We start from the raw sequence: 20,080 nt of genomic DNA, 5'->3' as shown, positions 1-20,080 counted from the left end.
GGACAGACTCCGCATCATGATTAGTCCGTTAAAGTCGAAAGAGCACATTGGCTTGGAACCACTCGACAACCTCGTGGAACCATACAAAGGCGGCCGAGCGCCGCCCACAGTTTACTTTGGCAATGACAGTGGTATTGGGGCGCCTGGTCAACTTGCTCATTTCGTCAGGTTGGACTCGCATCTTGACCACCGGACCGTCGGTAGTGTCCAATTGGGCTCGCGCGTGAATCGCCTGCACGGGCAGTTTGCCGGTATGATACACCGACGGGTCAGATGCCAGCACGAAACTGACATCCAGCGGCTGGCGGTCTTGCGCCAAGACGGCATCGTCCATGTGTTTCATGCGTTTTTCGGGCATCATCAACTCCAGCTCCCAGTCCTGCGTGGTGTCAGCCACGTTGACCAGCACTTGGCCCACAACAACCGGGCGGGCTCGCAGCCTCTCTTTCAACTTCCAGTCCATGACCACACCGTTAATAGGGCTGCGGCGTATCAATTGCTCACGGCGTTCGTCGATCAGTTTCAATTGTTCTGTCAACGTCGCCTTGCGAATCTTCAATTCTTCCACCTGCCCGCTGGCTTGAGTCCGATCGGTAAGCGGAATGTCGCGACTGCTGGCCATGCGCGTCGTGACCAGCGACTGTTCTAGCGTCTGCTCAAGCTCACCCTGCAGCCGTTTGTACTCAACTTCCAATTCCCGGTTTCGTAGAATAACCAGCGGCTGGCCAGCCACAACGGTATCGCCATGATCGACTAGCACTTGCTCGATCTCGCCGTTCTCATGGGAGAATACTTGCCGCTCGACCAATGGCTTCAGCACGCCGTTGGCCTTGAGATTGAACTGGATACGTACCAGGAACATGGCCAACAGACCAACCGTCAATAGGCTGAGCACGGTCATGGTCTTGGGGAAAGCCGAACCGCGAAATAGCCACGTCAGGCGGCTCAGAAATTTCCACAGCGGCATCAAAAACAGATCGCTGTGGCTGATCGAATTACTGAGGGCTCGTGCGGCGTGTTCGTAAACGAGGTCGCAGCGCGTGCGCAACGTTTCCGTCGAAATCTGACTTTCGATTTGCTCAACGATCAGCGCTCCGATGATTTCGTTCTTGGAAGTATCCTCGCGCTGCACCTTTTGTTTCGATTGAACGTCGCCAGTGATCAGCTTTTCTGGCCGACGAATGGGCAGCACAACAATCGAGCGACCGTGCGACAGGTCCACATATTCTTCGACAGCTTCTTCCAGTTGCGGGGGCAACTCTTCGGTGCGACCGTCGTACCACAGCGATTGTCCTGCCGCTACAACGCGCGTCGCCAGTTTGTTAAGCGCCGTGACAATGTTCGAGCGACCTTCGATTGAATCTTGACCGCTAATGGCTTCAACTTTGCACTTGCGGCCGCGCAAAATGGCGACACTCACGCGATCGCAGCCAATCAGTTGTCGTCCTTCGTTGGCAATCGTGTAGGCGGTGTCTCGGCGATCCAGATTGTCGTGGACCATCCGCGCAAAGTGGTCGGCCTGCTGCCACATGACTTGACGGTCGGCCACCTTTTGCAAGTGATGCCCTTTGAGCCACTCGCCAATCAACCCGGCCATCTGATCCAGAAAACGCATGTAGCCGCGTTGAATATTGGGAGACGAATCGGGACGCTGAAAGACTTCCACCAGCCCCGACGCTTGCTTGCCGCTGGTCAGCGGAGCTACAATCAACAAATACTGGGACGGGTTTCCCTCTTGCTGGTCTTCCCCCAACATCGAATGGGGCGGAACTAACTCGCTCTTGCCACGGGCCATCAATCGACTCAGCAGCCGAGCGTGCTTTTGAGCATCCTCGTTGTCGGCTTCCAGCAATTCACTGTTGACATTGATGTGATAGCCCAGCCGCATTTGGTTGGAGTCGTCCAACAACCAAATGGCTCCACCAATTGCAGCCAGGGCATCGACGATGCGCTTGAGTACTGCCGGAAAATACTCTTCCGCAGGCACATCCCCGCGCGACAAATCGGCGATCTCGCTAATCAGCCCGCGTATCTGTTGTTTGGTCTCTTCAACCGATTCCGGCGAAGGAACTGATGACATGACTAGTTTCCCCTTTCAAGGAGAAGTTGCATTTTGTATTAACAAAGAGTATAAACAAACTGCCGCGCACAGGCAAATACATCGTTTGGGGGGGCTTGTGCGGTGCCCCTGGGTATTATCCGTCGCTAGACCGTAGACGAAATGGGTCTTCAGAGTGGCTGACTGCGCTCAGCGGTGGGTTTTTTAAGAGCCGCACGCCCTGTGAGGCAAATAGCGGTTGTACTGAAGTGGATGTCAGTGTCCGGATTCGTGCTCATCGCCTGGTGGTTCTCCGATTCACTCCGTGAGTTGGGAGTACGGCCACCCTTACACTGAGCATGACTATCGTTCCTGATTGAAGCTTGTAATTCCAAAATGTCCATGCCAGAGAATTCGAGCGCCACATGACTGCGGTACTGCAACAGACGCTGGCTCAACTGCCGCAGTCAGGCGATGCGTCGCAACGCACCGGGCAATTGTCGGCAATCGTCGATAGCGATCTGCCGCTTCAAAGTTTTCTGGAGCAGCTTCTACCGCTGCTAGCCGATCTGCTTGGTGCCCAGGCGGCCGTAGCCTGGATGAAGATCCAAGGTGCAGTATTTGGCGTCCGCTATCGCATGGAGCAGGTGTTACCGTCGGTGGCGCAGCAGAAGAAACATGAGCGGTTGGTACAATTCGCGTGGTATCAAAAGAAGTCGCTGATGATTGAACCTGCCGGTACGACCGGCGGCAACACACAGCCAAGTGGACCACCATCCTCCGCCGCCAACTACAATCCAACTGGCCACCGGCTGCTGTTCGCGCCAATCCTGCATTTAACCGAGCCAATTGCGTTGCTGGAGATCGTGTTGCCGCCACAACATGCTGAGCTATCCGTGCAGCATAAGCAATTGTACCTGCGTGCTGCCGAACTACTCGCTGACAAAGTCTATCTAGGACTCAAACGGCGCATGGCAATGCCGCAAGCGCAACTGGCTCAAGCACACCAAGAGCTGACGAGCCTGGGCGGCGAGTTGCAGGCGTTACAAAGCCAAATCCGTCTAACCATTGATGGTCGCTTGGCAAAATTCCACGGTTGGTCGTTTGGCAGTCTGACTGAGAACCAACAGTTCGCCAAGCTGGTGCATCAACTGGTCGACAGCCATGGCTTGCGCGTCGTCTGCCAAGAATGTCAGCATCCGGCCATTCTGCGTTGCTTGCGGGCCGGCAACGCCAAAAACGGGGTCTTCGTGTTTGATCACTATCTGGAAACCGGCCGAACCTTTCATGGCGGGACCACAACCATTCCACGACTAACCGTCATTACCAAACCCGCGCGCCGCAGCGCGGTTGGATCCGACACGGTCGCTGAGGAGCCGTAATTGTCAGTTGCGATGGAAACCGGAGTGGTAACTCGCGTTCCTATTGCCGACAATCCGTGACTTTCTCGCGGAACTGCTCGACCGCTTAACAACGCAGAAGTTTCACCCTTTTGGACTACACTGGCCCGATCTGGAGGAAGACCTGTCGTTTCGAGGATTGCTCGAAGGAGATTACGGTCAGCGGCTAAGTTGTCGGCCCGAACGAAAGCACTACACAGATTGTCCTAGCCGAATCAAGCCATACTGGCTAAACGTCCAGATTGCGCACTTCTAGGGCGTGCTTTTCGATGAATTGGCGACGGGGTTCGACTTTGTCGCCCATTAAGACGCGGAACATTTCGTCGGCGGCGGCAGCATCGGTTAGAGTTACCTGCACCAATGTTCGATTGTTGCGATCCAATGTGGTTTCACGCAATTCTTCGGGGTTCATTTCGCCTAGCCCCTTAAAGCGTGTCAGTTGCATTCCACGCTCGCCGGCGCTGCGAATGGCAGGCAGCAGCGCTCGCAAGTCGTCGATACCAATCCGATTCTCCTCGCGATGCAAATGAAACTTGGACTCGGTACTGCCCGTCTTTTGTTCAGGAATCAAGTCGCCAATCGTAAATTGCAGCTCCAGCAAATCCTTCAGCCCTGAATTGATTGACTTGACCTCGTGCGTCTCAACATAGTGCGCCACAACGCCATCGCCGTTGGTATCCGCTGGATCGCCTTTGTCCTGGCCATCCAGTTGGATGTTGTTCTGCTGGATAAAGCTATCCAGCGCATCGCGTGAGTGAAACCACTGCGTATCTTTACCGACAGTCAACAAAAAAATCGGTAGGCGTTTAGTTTCCGGATCCATCCGCTGGGAATGCTCCTTTAGGCTCACACCACGACGCTCAAGTGCCACAATAGCGTCTTCCATGCTGGCCAATGTTTCGCACAGCTTGCGCATTTGAAATGCCTCGATGCGCCGCCCAGTGTCCGTCTCCAACCAGCAATCGGACAAGCCACGCTCAAGCAATTGCGACTTCATCTCTTCGTCGGTTTGCACGTAGTACTTTGATTTCCCGCGCACCACGCGATACAGCGGGGGCTGGGCTAAATAGACGTGACCGCCGGCCACCAAATGATACATTTGCCGATAGAAAAAGCACAACAGAAGCGTGCGAATGTGAGATCCGTCCACGTCGGCGTCAGTCATGACGATGACCTTGTTGTAGCGCCGTTTGCTGATGTCTTGATCGGCACCGATACCGCAACCGATGGCTTGGATCATCGACTTGACTTCTTCGTTAGCCAGTACCTTATCTTCGCGGCTCTTGTAGGCGTTGATGATCTTACCGCGCAACGGCAAGATCGCTTGGAATTCGCGGAAGCGACCGCCTTCGGCGCTGCCACCGGCGGAATCGCCTTCCACCAGGTAGACTTCGCACTCTTCCATCTTGTTGCTAATGCAGTCACGCAGCTTGCCGGGCAGTCCACCGCCGCTCAGCGCGTTCTTGCGCTGTCGCAGCAAGTCTTTAGCCTTGCGCGCCGCTTCGCGCGCTTCGCAGGCCAGCAATCCCTTTTTAACAATGGACTTGGCGCTCTTAGGATTTTCTTCCAAGTACTTTTGCAAAGCCTCGCCGACAGCGGTGGTGATGATGCCCTCGACTTCACCGTTACCCAGCTTGGTCTTGGTCTGTCCCTCGAATTGAGGGTGCGGTACGCGAATGCTGATGACGGCCGTTAGGCCTTCGCGAAAGTCCTCGCCGGTGGGTGCTAGGTTCTCCAACAAGTTTTCTTTCTTGCCGTAAGCGTTCAGCGCTCGAGTCAACGCGGCGCGGAAACCAGAGACATGCGTGCCACCTTCAATCGTATGGATATTGTTGACATAGGACTGTACATTCTCGGTGTATTCCGTGGAATACTGCATAGCCACTTGATAGCTAACGCCTTCGCGGTCACCTTCGATCAGCAATACATCGGGATGCACAGCGTCACTAGCGCGATTGAGGTGCTCAACGAATTCAACGATGCCACGCTCGTAATAAAACTCATCGGATTCGCCGATGCGCTCGTCTTTGAACCGTATGCGCACCCCGCTATTGAGAAACGCCAGCTCCTGCAAGCGCTTATACAGCGTATCAAACACAAACTTGGTATTAGGGAAGATGGCCGCATCGGGCTTGAAGGTGGTCTTAGTACCGATCTTGGTCGTGGCGTGTCCTTTGGCAACAGGGCCGGTGGCTACACCTCGCTCGTAGCTTTGCGTCCATACAAAACCTTCGCGACTAACTTCTACTTCGCACCAAGCCGACAAGAAGTTGACGACCGTTACCCCCACGCCGTGCAAACCACCTGACGTCTGATAGGCCTTCTTCTCGAACTTTCCGCCGAACTTAAGCACCGTCATCACGCCTTCCAGCGTACTGACTTCGCGCTGCATCTGTTCACTCAGTTGTGGGTGACGTGCTACTGGGATTCCGCGACCATCATCCTCGACCGTTACCGATCCATCCTGATTGATCTGGATGCTGACCATCTTGGCGTAGCCAGCCATGACTTCGTCGATCGAATTGTCGACGACTTCGTAGACCAGATGGTGCAGCCCTTTGAGGGTCGTATCGCCAATGTACATCGCCGGGCGAGCGCGCACATGCTCCATATCGCTGAGGTGCTTCAGCGAATCGGCATCGTATGTCGAATCACTCGACAGCGTAATCTGTTCATCGGGTGGGGTGTTGGACTGGTTCTGTGAGTCAGACATGATTCTTCATTTCAGGCTACCGGGGCCGGAACGGTGTGCTTAGGACGCAATTCATTGCAGCTAATTACTCTTCCATGACGTCGGCTTCGCGAGCCTTAGCCAGTTCGCCGGCCTGGCCTTCAAATTTCTTTGTCAACTCTTGCACTTCATCTTTAAGTCGCTGGCAGTCATCTTCGCCGATTTGTTTATCTTTCTCGGCGGTTTCAATCAGCTTGTTGGCATCGCGGCGAATGCTGCGAATAGAAATCTTGGCTTCTTCAGACAATTCTTTGATGCGGGCGACCAGCTTCTTGCGCACATCGGTACTGAGCGCCGGAATATTGATGCGAATGATCTTGCCATCGCTTTGAGGATTCAGCCCCAAGTCGCTGGCCACGATGGCCTTTTCAATTTCCTTGATCGTACTGACGTCATAGGGTCGAATCACCAATTGATTGGGTTCGGGGGCACCAATCGAAGCTAATTGCTTGAGCGGTGATTGCGAGCCGTAAACCTCGACGCGAACGCTATCCACCAGGCCTGGCGTGGCACGTCCAGTTCGAATTCCGCTGAGGGCGTGCTTGAGCACCCCGACCGCCTTTTCCATTCGCTCTTCCGCATCCAACAGTGCATCGTCGATCGTCATAGTAGAAATCCTTGGGGCTAGCGAATTGAAATGCCGTCGATGTTCGATCTGCGCCGACCATCGATCTAGTTAGTCCATCAAGCGACTAGCTTACGCTGGTGGCCACAGGGCCAACTCGCGTTCCAACGCGGGTGCCGCTGATCGCCTTTACTATATTGCCATCCTTCTTGAAATTGAAGACTAGGATGGGTAGCCGATGGTCGCGACACTGCAAAATCGCCGTGCCGTCCATGACCTTCAAATTTTGTTGCAGTACCGTATCGTAATCCAGTTCATGATGCAGAATGGCGTGCGGATTCTTTTCGGGGTCGTCGCTATAAACACCATCCACCCGCGTAGCCTTGAGCACGATATCGGCACCCAGTTCCAGAGCACGTTGCGTAGCCGCTGTGTCCGTGGTCACAAACGGACTTCCGGTTCCGGCAGCGAGGATAACGATCCGACCTTTTTCCATGTGTCGGATGGCGCGGCGTCGAATAAATGGCTCGCAGACTCCGTCCATGCGGATGGCCGACATCACGCGCGACGCACAACCCAGCGATTCCAGTCCCTCTTGCAGAGCCAGCGCATTGATAACTGTAGCTAACATGCCCATGTAGTGTGCAGTAGCCGCTTCGATGTAGGACCCAGCCGACGTCTTGAACTGCGCGCCGCGCAGGATATTTCCGCCACCCACCACCAAGCCGATCTGACAACCCAGTTCGTGAGCCTGCTTAACCTGCTTGGCGATCGCGATCACCTCGTCCATATTGATGCCGCGCTCGCCTGAGCGACTGAGACTTTCGCCCGAAAGCTTGAGGATTACGCGGCGAAAAACGGGGCCGGTGGCTGCGTCGGACATAGGCTGGTTTCTCAGGAGGATCGGAACCTGGGGCGGCGGCAGCTAGTTGTCCCGTGCTGACTGCCAGCGGCACCACAGCCCGCTGAAACGACTGTGGTGACACCCAGACAAAAGCCGTGTGAGCACTCGCAAAAACTAGCCAACAGCAACTCGCTTAAAAGCGATGATGGCTGCTTGACTATGAAAAGCCTTCACCGCAGCGTCCACTGACTTAGTGTCGTCCAGAGCGAAGTTCTGATTCAGCAAGCAGCGCTCTTGATCCAACAGTGTGTTGTCGGCGATAAACCGCTCGATCTTGCCCGGCAGAATGCGATCCCAAATCTTCTCTGGTTTGCCTTCGGCCTTTAACTCTGCCTTGATGGCCTCTTCGGCAGCTTGCATGACTTGCGACGTTAACTGCAAGCGGCTGACAAATTGGGGCACGACTTTCAGCGGCTTACCCAGTCGCTGTCGGTCTTCGTTTTCGACGCGAATTTGGTTTTGCATCGCTTCGGTTTCACGAGCGACAAAGTCCGCATCCAGTTCGGTGTAATTCATGATCGACGGCTTCATGGCAGCGATGTGCATCGCCACACCACGGAAGAATTCGGGGCCACCGGCCTGTCCACCGTCTTGGTACGAGACCAACACACCGATTTTGCTACCGGCGTGAACGTAACTGGCCAACTTTTCGCCTTCCAACCGATGCAACGCGGAGACCACGATCTTCTCGCCAGTCTTGCCGGTTTGATCGACCAGACGCTCATCGACCGTCATGCCGTCGATTGTCAGTTGAGACAGTTCCTCAGGCGACTTGGCACCATGCTTAACGGCTAGGTCCAGCAGGCGCGTAGCCAACTCGATAAAGCCCTCGTTCTTAGCCACAAAGTCAGTTTCGCAAGCCAAGGCCAATAACACGCCAACTTTGCCGTCGGCGCTGATATGGCTGACGACCACGCCTTCACTGGCTTGTCGATCCGCGCGCTTTTCAGCAACCTTCTGGCCTTTTTTCCGCAGATAGTCCAGCGCACCTTCGTAATCGCCAGCCGATTCTTGAAGAGCCTTCTTGCAATCCATCAAGCCGGCTCCGGTTTGCTTGCGGAGCTCGGCAACATCACTCGCTGAAATCGTAGTCATATTACTCCTCGTACAATGCCGCCAGCCAGAACGCTGAGGCGATGGGCGTTAAGCTGAAGCGGTTTCCTGCAATTGCTCCGCTGGTTCCGATGTCTGGTTCTTTTGCATGTCGGGATTCTGTGCCTTGCCAGCCAGCACAGCATTAGCCAGCTCGCTCAGCAGCAACTCGATCGATCGAATGCCGTCGTCATTGCCAGGAATAGGCAGATCCACCATCTCGGGGTCCGAATCGGTATCGATCAACGCTACCGTGGTGATTCCCAAGCGACGAGCCTCGCGAATCGCATTCTTCTCCTTAGAAGGATCGACGACTACCAAGCACTCTGGCAAGCGGTTCATCGTTCGCAAGCCGTTCAGATTGCGATATATCTTGCGATATTCGCGATTAAGCGCCGACTGCATCTTCTTGGAAAAAGAGTTGATTCCTTCTGAATTGATGATCGTTTCCAGTTCTTCCAGTCGCCCCATTCGCGAGCGAATCGTGCGGAAATTAGTCAACGCACCGCCTAGCCAACGCTCGGAGACAAACGGCATTCCGCAACGTAACGCCTGCTCTTCGACCGATTGAGACGCCTGACGTTTGGTCCCGACAAACAGCACTAGGCTGCCGCCGGCAGCAACTTGATTCAGATACTTCTTGGCTCGTAATAATCCACGCAACGTCTCGCGGATATCCAGAATGTGAATCGAATTCTTGACGCCGTAGATGTACGGCTTCATCTTGGGATTCCAGCGGCTGACACGGTGGCCAAAATGCACACCGGCCTCGACCAGGTTCTTGACAAATTCTGATTGCATTGCGATCGGTACCTTTCTGTTGTTTCCGCGACTCGCCAATGTACCTCAGGTTCAATCGCCGCTAGCGACGACCAACACGAGGGCCGTGAAACTCGGCCTTGAGCGCTCCACTAGAGTTCGGCTCGCAGACCAAGCCACTCCGCCACAGTACACAGACCCGTCAATAAACAGGCCTTACAGCACTTGAGCCCGGAAGGCTAAGTAGTAGTGCACACCTGAACAGTAGTGTGCTCTGAAATGAACTGTAGAGGATAGCCTTAGAAGTGGGTAATCGTCAACTGCTAATCGACGATGTCCCTGTGCCAACAGGCGACTTACGAGAGCCCCCATTCTTGGGCATTTATTCGATTTGGCTTCCACGTCACAGCCGATTGTCATGGAGTGTGTGGCTGTGGTAACCTTCGCATGGCTACCCTCGCCAGACGATGGAATCCATGCCGCTGACCGACTGCCGACGGTGGCTACGTTTCTGGCACTCGCCGTAGGTTTGGAGGAAATTGGCGGATTGCCCGGTGTCCCAATCGATCCTGGGTAGCCATCTTGGCGTTACGGACTTACGGCTGCCAATCTAGCGGCAGACTTAACGACCAGACTTCGTTGGATAGCGGCTGTGCATGTCCGCCGGCAATCCATAGCTTGTCGCCTAAGACAAAGGCTGAATGTTCGTGGCGAGCTTTCCAGCAATGTTCGGTGTGTAATTGCTGCCAGGACACACCATCGGTCGAATGCCAAACGTCCCCCAGATTTCCGCTCTCCTGCGACCAGCCGCCCAGAACCCAAATTCGATTTCGATAGACGGCTGCAGAAAACCAGATTCGCGGCTTCCAGGCAGCTGCTGAGCACAACTGGGTCCAATTAGCTCCATCTTCTGATGACCATACATCGCTCAGTGCGTGATGTTCAGGAACATAATTTCCACCACCTACCACGTAAATACAACCATTCATAGAAACCGCTTGGTGATAGGCTCGCGGGCTCCAGGGGGCATTTTGTGTAATGCAGGTCCAATCGGCGCCATCGGCCGACGACCAGATGTCGTTTTTCAAACTTTTGTCATTGCCAAAATAGTAGTTCTCGATGCCGCCCAACAGCCACATCCGCTGGCGATGTTCAAGTGCAACCCCTGCGCAGCGCGGTGACCAGGCTGCAGCCGGCGCGACTTGCCGCCATGACTTGCCATTGCGTGAAGACCATACTTGATTGCTGGCTGAATGTCCTGGTAGGCGACCGTTGTGCCAGCCTCCCAGCAGCCACATCCGATCGTCAAAGACCAAATTCATCGGTAAATCGCTGTGAATCCAATCGGCCGACTGCTGCTCGAGCTGCCAATTACAGCCGTCCGCAGACGACCAGACATCGCGCGGCGGCGCCTCGAACGAGCTCATCCAGCCACCACCAATCCATAGACGGTCGCGATAGACCCACTCGGCCTGCGAATCGCGGGCTGACCAACTGGCCTGAGCCTCCAATACCCAATCAGGCGCCTCAGCCAAGGCGCGTTCGGCTGAAGTCGTCGGATTCAAGATGCAGGACAGCAGCAGCCAACCCAGCCGCTTGAGGCAAATGGAAATCGTGAAATTGGGAATCATGTTTAATCTCAGAGGTCCAGCCAAAATAACATCCCCTTAAACTCATGAAAACTACCTGGAGTTAGATATCAGCCTCAAACGGTAAGTCAAAAAGTGAGCCTGGCACTGGGCGCGCCAATTCGCATCTAGTCACTTCACGTCGCAGTCTGCATTTGTATCGCGCCCGACAATGTCTGGGAGAATCCAATGTCGTGGGGCAGACCTGGACGCTGGGTCGGTATCGCTAGGCCGTCGGCGCGTTATACTGCTGTTTCAGGCGACCAGGAAAGCGATGCCCCTCGGTTGGTGGCCGGATCAGGCAATGCCGCCTCGAAATTTACCGCTGATTTAAGGTTGTGCAAAAAACAGACTCTCGCATGAGCTTCCAACGTGTCTCAATAGGGCTGCTGATTGGTTGCATCGCACTGCTGGCTGGCAGCAAGCCTAACGACGATGGCTCGCCAAATGGGTCCACTATGTCTGCCACTCCACGCGAGCAGCAGACTGCTGAGCGTTTGGTTTCGAAGGCGATGGCGGTACCTTGGCTAGAACGCGGCGAAGATTGGCGCGTATTCCTTGGTCCACAAGGCAATGGTCACTCGCGCGAGACGGGTGTTGAAGCCAGCTTGTGGCAACCACATCCGCCCATTGTTTGGTCAATTCCCTTGGGCACCAGCTATGGCGGTCCGGCGGTCGTCGGTCAGCGGCTGTACCAATTCGATCGCTACGGCGACCAAGAACGATTGACCTGCTACGATGTGATGACGGCCGGTGCGTTGTGGCACTGGCAACGTCCCGTGCGCTACGACGACGCTTACGGTTACAACAACGGTCCGCGCTGTTCGCCGATCGTCGATGGCGAGTTGATATTTTTGTATGGCGTGGCCGGCGACCTGTATTGTATTGATGCTCAGTCGCACGAACTGCTATGGAACCGCAATACCATTCGCGACTATCGTGTCGTCCCCAATTTTTTTGGAGTTGGCAGCAATCCGGTTGTCCACGGCGACAAGTTGTTGGTGATGATCGGTGGCAGTCCTCAACGGTCGCTGCAGTTGCCGATGGAGCAATTGCGGCAGGTAGAACCCGACGGTTCGGCCATCGTGGCATTTGATAAACGGACCGGTAAAGAACTGTATCGAGTCGGTGATGATTTATCCAGTTACGCATCGCTGACGGTGCAAACGGTAGCTGGCCAAGCCACTGGCTTGGCCTTTTTGCGCGGCGGCCTGCTGGCATTTGATCCAGACACTGGGCAGAAGCGATTCGAGTTTCCATGGCGTGCGGACATGTTGGAGAGCGTCAACGCGGCGGTACCTGTGACCGATGGCCGGCGCGTGTTAGTCTCCGAGTCCTACGAAATCGGCAGCGTGTTGTTAGACGCAGTTCAACAGCCTTGGACCGTTGCATGGCAAGATGCAGGCCCGCGCAATCGTTGTCGCTTTCGGGCCCACTGGGCCACACCGGTGTTGATCGACGGTTATCTGTACGGTTGCAACGGCCGCAATCCGCAAGACAGCGACTTCCGTTGCATTCGATGGGAAGACGGACAAATCATGTGGGCCGACCGTCGTCATGAGCGCTGCAGTGTGCTGGCCGTCGATGGCTACCTGGTCGTGTTCGGCGAGCACGGACGATTAGACCTAGTGCGCCCGAATTCTGAAAAGCTCGACACACTGGCCACTTGCGATTTATCGACATTGAAGGGGCCCGACGGCCAGCCTCTGTTAGAATATCCCTGTTGGGCCGCTCCCGTTTTGTCGCATGGACTGCTCTACCTCCGTGGCAACAACCGGTTGGTCTGTCTGCAATTGATCGCTCAATAAGAGCCACGAGTAACACCCCCACGGATGGTTAAGACCTGCCTGGTAGCTGATTGCTATAGCTTAGCCGCTTGAGCTAGTCGGCTATCTAATACCAGTTGGCCTTTAAATCATTGATCATCAAACCGCCAGAAACATAGGAGAGTTTTTTTCCGCCTGAGTCTTAGTCCCGATTTTCAGCAGCTTCGCAGTCACGACCTTGGCTTACAATTGCGAGCCATTTTGCCGGAAGCAATACAAGTAATCATCGGATCGCAAATAGAGTTGTCCTCGATCCACGGCTGGCGTTGCGTTGAATTGACTGTCGTCAGATGCGATGCGATTATGGGCCACGATGGTCAGCTCCTCTTTGGCGTCTAAGACCAGAACCCCAGCCTTTCGCGATTGGATGTAAATCGTGTTGTTGACGGCAATAGGAGAAGCATACACTGGTCGTCCACCGCCCAGGTCGTGACCACGTGTTCGAACAAGCTGCTTTCCGGTCGAGGCATCCAGGCAACAATAGATTCCGCGGTCATCGATCCAGTAGAACTTTCCGGCGACCAGCACGGGCGTTGATACATACGATGTAGCCTGACTAGTCCAGCGAACATGCGACTGGGTGACGTCTCCTTGGCCCCCAACTTCGACGGCTACACTCCCAGAGGGTTGTCGGCCACCAAAAGCATACGCCATGGTGCCATCAATAATGACACTCGGCGATAGATTGCCGGCCATCGGTGTCAGTGCGTACCACAGCAGCTTGCCGGTTTTCGGATTGATTCCCCAAATCTCTCCGGCCACGGCCAGGACCAGATCGTCTCGGTCATCGCTGACACGGCAAACGGCTGGCGTGCTATAACAAAGTTCCAATGACCCTGCTGGAGCTTGCCATACAACCTGTCCATCTGCCTTATTGATTCCATAGAGCGTCTGACTCTCCTCGGCACCATTCACGATGACCAGATCATCGTAGAGAATCAGGCTAGCGGCACTACCCCAGTGGCGATTGCTTGAATCCGTCCCTACCGACACTCGCCATAGCTCGTGGCCGTCGAGATCAAACGCCACAACGCCTGACTTGCCAAGAAATGCAAAGACTTTGTCTCCGTCGGTGGTACAGCTATTGGTCGCATACCCATGTTCAGGAAGTCCCATGCCTTGAAAGGCATCTTCCTGCTGCGTGGCGTCATAGGTCTTGTCCCAAACAATCGTCCCTCCGGTTCGATCGATACACAGCACGTGACGTTTGAGCGCGCTCAATTCGCCCGTTGCCCACGATTGTCCGTAGCCAGAATAGGCAGTGAGAAATACGTATTGCTCTGTGAGGATAGGGCTGGATGAACCGGCTCCAGGCAATTTGCATTTCCACTGAAGATTCTCAGTCTCGCTCCACTGAATTGGAATGTTGACTTCGCTGCTCGTTCCGGTTCCGTTGTCGCCTCGGAATCGTGACCATGTGGGCGATTGGGGTGATCTAGGTGCCATTAACGACTGGGCCGGTCCGGTAGCCAAGTCGACGGTAGGTTGCGGCACGGGACGCAAGATCACTCTGAGCCGTGCGGTTCTTGGCTTGCAGGCAAAAATCACAACTAGGCAAACACCTGCCAGTAGAACGGGCGATAGAAACAGCAATGATCGTCTGCAGAGCATGTTGGCTAGCACTCAATTCTTACGACATTTTATGATCAGGCGACGTGATTTCGACAATGTGGCCGCCCGGGTCTTGGATGCGAACTACGCCGGGTTCCGGCTGAGATATCTTGCCGTCCGCCCAGGTCATCAAGGCTTCTGGCAGATTGGAGGCATCAAAACTCTCGACGGCAAAACAGCAGTGGTTCATTCCCGGCGTATCAGCTTGGTGAAGTTCCAAATAGGCGTTTGGACCAACGGTCAACAACCGCCGTGTGGTGTCCGGATTGCCGCTGACACCGGTAAGCCCAAATATCTCCTGATAGAATCCTTGGGACAGTTCGAGATTGGTGACGTTCAACGATATGTGATGAATGCGCACCGTCTTGAATATGCCTCGATCAGCATCCGTTAATGTGTCGCTGCTGATTCGCCCCCATCCATGACGTTCCTCCTGTACCTGCACATTCAGTCGATCCGGATCGTAGCAGTGCAGATTGCGTTGTCCCATCCGAAACGGCTCTGTCTGGGCCAGACTCAGCAACTGAAACGCAGCCTGACCGTCGAAATCTTCAATGCTCATGCAAAAGTGATTCATTGTGTTACGATTCGTCGCCAATACATTGACAAATCCCTGCTGAAAATGCATGAATTTTTCGGTTCCACCACGGCCATGGGACACCGACGTCATGCCCAGGACTTGGCGGTAGAATTCTTCGGCTCGATGAGCCATCTCAAACTCCAGCGACAGATGATTCAGCTCCACCGCGCGGAAGACGCCGTGGGCCGGCTTGACTTCTGCCGACCGTGTCCAGCCCGGAAAGCAGTACACTGCGCCTAGCGTACCCAGGTGGCGAACAAAACGTCGGCGAGACTTGAGTAACGTAGCCGTATGTCGAGTCAAGATTGGAAGTCCTTGCATGGAGGAGAATTGTGAACCAGGTTCAGAAGATCGGATTGGTGCCATCGACTTAATTCGATGCGGGCCGCGATGGTTGATCTTGGCTCGTACCCTGGTCTGAGCGGCGCTGGAGTCCTTCTGTACCGCCTGGTCGACCGGAGCCCTCAGGTCGCCCCGCGCCGCCCGGTCGCCCAGAACCACTGGGCGGTCCGAGGCTGCTCGGTGGACCGAAACCACCAGGGCCGCCTCGTCCTCTTCCCCCGAATAATCCGGAGCTAATGAATTCGTCCACAGCCCTGCTGAGTTCTTGCTTACTCAACTGGCCATCCTGGTTCTCATCAAACGACATGGCCATGGTCACTATCAGTTCTTTGTCGATGGCAGGTCCCGATCTATCAGGGCCGCCACCCAGGTCGCCACGCGGAGTCTCCTGTGCAATACGAGACATCTCACTTGAATCCAAGGATTCATCTTGGTTAGCATCAAATCGGCTAGCCATCGATCTGAGGCGGGGCGGCAATTCATCCAGGGCGACTTTGCCATCGCCGTCACCATCAAAGGCTCGCAGTCTGTCCAGCAGACCGCTGGCACCGCTACCACGGGGTGGCTGGCCAACCGCCTGAACAGCAGTCACGCTCAGGACCGCGAGGGTTAGTAAAAGTCGATTGCGGTGCATGGGTTTCTCCTGGATTGATTGAGTTCACGGTACGTTACGCGCCACTGTCATGTAGGGTTAACTGAATAAACCTGGCGGTCGTCCACCGCGCCGAGGAGAAATTTCTGAGCTGGGCGGTGGGATGGTTGGTGGTTTTCTAGCCTGTAAACGTCGACTGCGGCTTGCTAGCCGGCCGGAGTTATTAAGCTGATAGTTGGCAGCTATGAAGCGTCAATGCAGTATTCCAGCTTTAACCGCACAGGTCGAGTTTTTTGACATATCCAGTGGACAACTCGCCGGTCTTTTCAGTTAATAGAAAAAGTAAATTGGAATCAAGCGAATCGAACGATCATGTCACAAACGCAATCGCCTTTGGCCGGTTTATCCAACTCAGACTTTGACGAGCTTGACTTCCTGCGGCGGTCAGGTTCGGCGGCCCTGGCCGAGCTATTCACCAAGTATCAACCGCAGCTTCAGCGTATGGTAAGTTTTCGACTGGACCAGCGACTTTACGGGCGTGTTGACCCCACTGATGTCTTGCAGGAAGCATTCGTAGAAATATCTCGCCGCATCCACGAATTTGTCACAGATCCCAAGACGTCTTTCTTTGTCTGGGCCAGGCAAATCACTTGGCAAACACTGCTAACGATTCATCGACTAAACTTGGAAGTTCAAAAACGAGACGCTGGGCGAGAATTGCCGCTGCATTGGTCGGCGCACTCCGAAGCCACTTCAGTGTCGTTGTCATCGAAGCTAGCAGGCGACGCAACCTCGCCCAGTCAGGCATTGATGCGCGACGAACGGGCTGCATTATTAAGGCAATCGCTCGATGCGATGGACCCCATTGACCGCGAAGTCTTGGCACTGAGGCATTTCGAACACTTAACGAACAACGAAGTCGCCGAAGTATTGGGTATACAAAAACAGGCCGCCAGCAATCGATATGTCCGAGCGCTCGAGCGGCTGCGAATCATCATGATCGAGGTGATGCCCGATGGCCAATGAAACGGAAGAATTTGACGCGGATCGCAATCCGCTGGATCGTATCGCGGAGGAGTTCAGCCAGCGGTGTCGGGCCGGTGACAACCCGCAGATTGAAGAATTTGTCGCCCGGTATCCGGCTCATAGTGCCACCATAGCGCGATTGTTCCCGGCCATCGCCGCTATCGAGCAGCTCCAGCCGCAAGAGCCTGGGCTGGTGAAACACCCCACACCGCTCAATGCGCGACCGCTTGAGCGTGTGGGCGACTATCGAATCGTGCAAGAAATTGGGCGCGGCGGTATGGGAATCGTCTACGAAGCCTATCAAGAAACGCTGGGGCGAAAGGTCGCTGTAAAAATACTGGCCCGACAGGCTCTGCTGAACGACAAACACTTGCAGCGTTTTCATCGTGAGGCTCGAATGGCTGCGAGTTTGCACCATACGAATATTGTGCCGGTGTTCGGTGTCGGTGACTGTGAGGGGCATCATTACTATGTGATGCAATTGATCGAAGGGGTGGGGCTGGACGAAGTATTGTTAGATATCAATCGACGACTAAGAACGGATGCCAGGCTATTAAGTAGCAGTTTGACACACTGGGGAGATGCTCGAGCCAAGCAAATCTCTGAAGTTGTGTCGGCCTTAAAAAGCGGAGTCTTCAGGCGTTCGAATTTTCTTCGTTCGGCAGCGCAATCAACTGAAGCGGCCTCTACCGCTATTACGTCAACGCGGGCCGACAGCCTTAACCCGCCTATGCTCGACCTGGAGTTTGACATTGAACAGGGAACAGCCTTCTCGCTCGGCACCAACTATTGTCGAAGTGTCGCGCAAATCGGTTGGCAGATCGCCAGTGCTCTGGACTATGCGCACCGTCAGAAAGTTCTGCATCGCGATATCAAACCCGGTAACCTCTTGTTAGATCGCCATGGGGCCGTGTGGATCGCTGATTTCGGGCTGGCAAAAGCGCTGGAAGATGACGATGTCAGTCGCACCGGAGATATTGTGGGTACACTGCGCTACATGTCGCCCGAGCAGTTTCGCGGTGCGGCCGACCATCGCTCGGATATTTACAGCTTTGGCTTGACTCTGTACGAGATGCTCACGCTGTCGCCGGCCCTGCAGGATCCTCGAAGTGCGCATTTGCCCGTTCCAACCGGGCAAGCGTGGCAGATCGTGCCACCCACCAAACTGAATTCCTCAATCCCCCGCGACCTGGAAACGATTGTGCTGAAGGCCTGTGCCAGTGAACCCGGGGAGCGATACGCTTCGGCAGGGGCCTTGGCACAAGATTTGGCTTGCTTCCTGGAAGATCGCCCCATTCAGGCGCGGCCCGCTACGCTTGTCGAGCGGCTGGTTAAATGGTGCCGCCGCAATCCAGCAGTTGCATCGTTATCGGGTCTGACACTGTTGCTGCTGATTCTGGTTGCTGTTGCCGCCAGTACGGGTTACATCCGCACCCAAGCTGCACTGGCTAGAGAATTCGAGCAGCGGCAGCTTGTTGAAGCGGAGAAAGCTAAGGCGGAATCGACCCTGCAAATATTGCGCGAAGCCCTGGATCGGGTTTTCAATCGACTGGCTCCTAATCCAATGGCGCAGCGCAAGAATTCGATCCTGGCCGGAGCCGAGGGGAAAGATGCGGCAGTGCTCGACCAGCCCGTGCTGTCCAAAGAGTCGGCTGCCTTGTTGGCAGACTTGTTGAGCTGCTATGATCGCCTGTCCCAGCAGGACATCGATAGTCCAACGCTCCTCGTGGAAGCGGCGGACGCTAGTCGTCGCGTTGGCGACATCCACTTGCGGCTGGGAGCATACGATCAAGCAGAGCAAGCGTACCTGAGCAGTATCGCTCGTTACCAGCAGCTGGCGGCTGACGCACCCGTGCCTGCAACTACCACCTGGCAAGTGGCACGCCTTCACAACGACCTGGGAATTGTCTATCGAGCCTGGCAAAGGTTGGAGGATGCCCAGAAATCTTTCAATACAGCACAGAGCATGTTGACCCCCGTCGCCAGAGAGGCAGCAGCATCGGATGCTACGCGATTCGAATTGGCACGCACCTGGTACCTGCTCTCCAAACGACGGCCAGGAATGCCAGGTCGAGATTCGGTCGGTAGTCGCCATGCGGTGCCTGCAGTTCGACCGCCATCGTCCTTGAGTCGACATTCTGATTCACCAGCAGGTGATTCCGAAGATCAAGCGGAGAATCTTAACAAAGCCATCGACTTGTTGTCAGCACTCTTAGTTCAGGCAGAAGAGCCTGATCATCCCGAGTATCTCTATCTCATGGCGCTGTGCTACAGAGAACGCGCTCGTGACTTCCGATCGCCAGATATCACGCAAGCCATCCAGCTACTGGAGGGGCTGATCAGCAGATTTCCCGGAGTGGCGGAATATAAGAATGAATTGAGCGACACATACGCCAGCATCGACATGCGTCGCTTGCGCAACGCTCATCTGCCAGAGGTGATCGAGCGTCTACAGCAGGCTGTGGCTCTGGCGGAGAGCCTTGTCAACGAACATCCCAACATTCCCGACTACGCACACTCACTAGCCCATATCAATCACCGGTTGGGTACCGCCCTGCTTCGATCAGTAAACAGTGAGTCCACGGAGCAGTCACAGAGTATCCTGAGCCAGTCGATAGTTCGATACGGTTCCGCTGTAAAATTGCAAGCAGCCCTGGTCGAACAGTTCCCCGACGCACTCTCCTATCGACTGTGGTTGGCAAAGATGCAGGAGTCGATGTCGGACAGTTTGCTACGGGCACAGCAGTACGCTGAAGCCCAGGCACTAGTTGACTCCTCCATTGAATCCCTAGAACAAATTCTCAGACTGTCACCGGACATGCTGTTTGTCCATCGATCACTCTGGGAGCACTATCGGCAACTTGCCGAAATATTGACTCAGCAGGGCAACGCAGAGCGTGCGTCGCATTTTCAATCCATTGCCGCCGAGCATCTTCGTCGAGCTGAGGGCTCTAGCACCTCAAGCCAAAACACGAATCTTTAAGCA

15 protein-coding genes are annotated in these 20,080 nt (G+C 54.9%); 5 read left to right on the top strand and 10 right to left on the bottom strand.

The features are described from left to right. Positions 1-28: 28 nt before the first annotated feature. Entirely contained in the window at positions 29-2,080 is a 2,052-nt protein-coding gene (locus KF752_02545) for a biotin/lipoyl-binding protein (GenBank protein ID MBX3420414.1), read from the bottom strand. 383 nt (positions 2,081-2,463) lie between these two features. On the opposite strand from KF752_02545, the gene KF752_02540 reads away from it, so the two are divergent. Beyond that, positions 2,464-3,420: a hypothetical protein gene (locus KF752_02540; GenBank protein ID MBX3420413.1), complete on the top strand. Its 957-nt coding sequence runs from the start codon at positions 2,464-2,466 to the stop codon at positions 3,418-3,420. Positions 3,421-3,667: 247 nt separating this feature from the next. Here the strand turns inward: KF752_02540 and KF752_02535 are convergent, their stop codons facing one another. The 5 genes from KF752_02535 to rpsB form a co-directional block, all read right to left on the bottom strand. After that, complete coding sequence (locus KF752_02535) at positions 3,668-6,151, bottom strand: DNA gyrase subunit B (GenBank protein MBX3420412.1); 2,484 nt, start codon at positions 6,149-6,151, stop codon at positions 3,668-3,670. Between the two features lie 64 nt (positions 6,152-6,215). Continuing rightward, positions 6,216-6,776, bottom strand: a complete 561-nt coding sequence (gene frr, locus KF752_02530; GenBank protein ID MBX3420411.1) for a ribosome recycling factor — start codon at positions 6,774-6,776, stop codon at positions 6,216-6,218. An 85-nt stretch (positions 6,777-6,861) separates the two neighbouring features. Then, complete coding sequence (gene pyrH, locus KF752_02525; protein MBX3420410.1) at positions 6,862-7,617, bottom strand: UMP kinase; 756 nt, start codon at positions 7,615-7,617, stop codon at positions 6,862-6,864. Between the two features lie 135 nt (positions 7,618-7,752). Beyond that, positions 7,753-8,733: an elongation factor Ts gene (locus KF752_02520; GenBank protein ID MBX3420409.1), complete on the bottom strand. Its 981-nt coding sequence runs from the start codon at positions 8,731-8,733 to the stop codon at positions 7,753-7,755. Between the two features lie 48 nt (positions 8,734-8,781). Next, positions 8,782-9,531 carry a 30S ribosomal protein S2 gene (gene rpsB / locus KF752_02515; GenBank protein ID MBX3420408.1) on the bottom strand — a complete coding sequence of 250 codons (750 nt, stop codon included), beginning with the start codon at positions 9,529-9,531 and terminating at the stop codon, positions 8,782-8,784. A 349-nt stretch (positions 9,532-9,880) separates the two neighbouring features. Between rpsB and KF752_02510 the strand changes: the two genes are divergently transcribed. Then, complete coding sequence (locus KF752_02510) at positions 9,881-10,066, top strand: hypothetical protein (GenBank protein ID MBX3420407.1); 186 nt, start codon at positions 9,881-9,883, stop codon at positions 10,064-10,066. A 19-nt stretch (positions 10,067-10,085) separates the two neighbouring features. Here KF752_02510 and KF752_02505 read toward each other — a convergent pair whose 3' ends face one another. Further along, positions 10,086-11,120, bottom strand: coding sequence for a hypothetical protein (locus KF752_02505; protein ID MBX3420406.1), 1,035 nt, complete (start codon positions 11,118-11,120; stop codon positions 10,086-10,088). 455 nt (positions 11,121-11,575) lie between these two features. Between KF752_02505 and KF752_02500 the strand changes: the two genes are divergently transcribed. Next, on the top strand, positions 11,576-12,925 hold the full coding sequence (locus KF752_02500) for a PQQ-binding-like beta-propeller repeat protein (GenBank protein ID MBX3420405.1): 1,350 nt from the start codon (positions 11,576-11,578) through the stop codon (positions 12,923-12,925). 201 nt (positions 12,926-13,126) lie between these two features. Here the strand turns inward: KF752_02500 and KF752_02495 are convergent, their stop codons facing one another. From KF752_02495 to KF752_02485, 3 genes are read right to left on the bottom strand one after another with little or no spacing between them, the layout of a single operon-like run. Beyond that, positions 13,127-14,554 carry a PQQ-binding-like beta-propeller repeat protein gene (locus tag KF752_02495; protein ID MBX3420404.1) on the bottom strand — a complete coding sequence of 476 codons (1,428 nt, stop codon included), beginning with the start codon at positions 14,552-14,554 and terminating at the stop codon, positions 13,127-13,129. A gap of 19 nt (positions 14,555-14,573) precedes the next feature. Then, on the bottom strand, positions 14,574-15,455 hold the full coding sequence (locus KF752_02490; GenBank protein ID MBX3420403.1) for a VOC family protein: 882 nt from the start codon (positions 15,453-15,455) through the stop codon (positions 14,574-14,576). Between the two features lie 49 nt (positions 15,456-15,504). Beyond that, positions 15,505-16,110 (bottom strand): hypothetical protein, encoded by a 606-nt coding sequence (locus tag KF752_02485; protein ID MBX3420402.1) that lies wholly within the window; start codon positions 16,108-16,110, stop codon positions 15,505-15,507. Positions 16,111-16,440: 330 nt separating this feature from the next. Here KF752_02485 and KF752_02480 point away from each other — a divergent pair, with 330 nt between their 5' ends. Both KF752_02480 and KF752_02475 read left to right on the top strand, forming a co-directional pair. Further along, complete coding sequence (locus KF752_02480) at positions 16,441-17,094, top strand: sigma-70 family RNA polymerase sigma factor (GenBank protein MBX3420401.1); 654 nt, start codon at positions 16,441-16,443, stop codon at positions 17,092-17,094. Beyond that, on the top strand, positions 17,084-20,077 hold the full coding sequence (locus KF752_02475; GenBank protein MBX3420400.1) for a serine/threonine protein kinase: 2,994 nt from the start codon (positions 17,084-17,086) through the stop codon (positions 20,075-20,077). Before KF752_02480 ends, KF752_02475 begins: the two co-directional genes overlap by 11 nt. Positions 20,078-20,080: the final 3 nt, after the last annotated feature.

The sequence above is a fragment of the Pirellulaceae bacterium genome (assembly GCA_019636385.1).
Taxonomy (GTDB): domain Bacteria; phylum Planctomycetota; class Planctomycetia; order Pirellulales; family Pirellulaceae; genus Aureliella.
This window is presented reverse-complemented; position numbering and strand designations above follow the sequence as displayed.

Coding starts and splice junctions, on each gene's coding strand:
- KF752_02545 (MBX3420414.1), bottom strand. CDS start 2,080: ATGTCATCAGTTCCTTCGCCGGAATCGGTTGAAGAGACCAAACAACAG.
- KF752_02540 (MBX3420413.1), top strand. CDS start 2,464: ATGACTGCGGTACTGCAACAGACGCTGGCTCAACTGCCGCAGTCAGGC.
- KF752_02535 (MBX3420412.1), bottom strand. CDS start 6,151: ATGTCTGACTCACAGAACCAGTCCAACACCCCACCCGATGAACAGATT.
- frr (MBX3420411.1), bottom strand. CDS start 6,776: ATGACGATCGACGATGCACTGTTGGATGCGGAAGAGCGAATGGAAAAG.
- pyrH (MBX3420410.1), bottom strand. CDS start 7,617: ATGTCCGACGCAGCCACCGGCCCCGTTTTTCGCCGCGTAATCCTCAAG.
- KF752_02520 (MBX3420409.1), bottom strand. CDS start 8,733: ATGACTACGATTTCAGCGAGTGATGTTGCCGAGCTCCGCAAGCAAACC.
- rpsB (MBX3420408.1), bottom strand. CDS start 9,531: ATGCAATCAGAATTTGTCAAGAACCTGGTCGAGGCCGGTGTGCATTTT.
- KF752_02505 (MBX3420406.1), bottom strand. CDS start 11,120: ATGATTCCCAATTTCACGATTTCCATTTGCCTCAAGCGGCTGGGTTGG.
- KF752_02500 (MBX3420405.1), top strand. CDS start 11,576: ATGTCTGCCACTCCACGCGAGCAGCAGACTGCTGAGCGTTTGGTTTCG.
- KF752_02495 (MBX3420404.1), bottom strand. CDS start 14,554: ATGCTCTGCAGACGATCATTGCTGTTTCTATCGCCCGTTCTACTGGCA.
- KF752_02490 (MBX3420403.1), bottom strand. CDS start 15,455: ATGCAAGGACTTCCAATCTTGACTCGACATACGGCTACGTTACTCAAG.
- KF752_02485 (MBX3420402.1), bottom strand. CDS start 16,110: ATGCACCGCAATCGACTTTTACTAACCCTCGCGGTCCTGAGCGTGACT.
- KF752_02480 (MBX3420401.1), top strand. CDS start 16,441: ATGTCACAAACGCAATCGCCTTTGGCCGGTTTATCCAACTCAGACTTT.
- KF752_02475 (MBX3420400.1), top strand. CDS start 17,084: ATGGCCAATGAAACGGAAGAATTTGACGCGGATCGCAATCCGCTGGAT.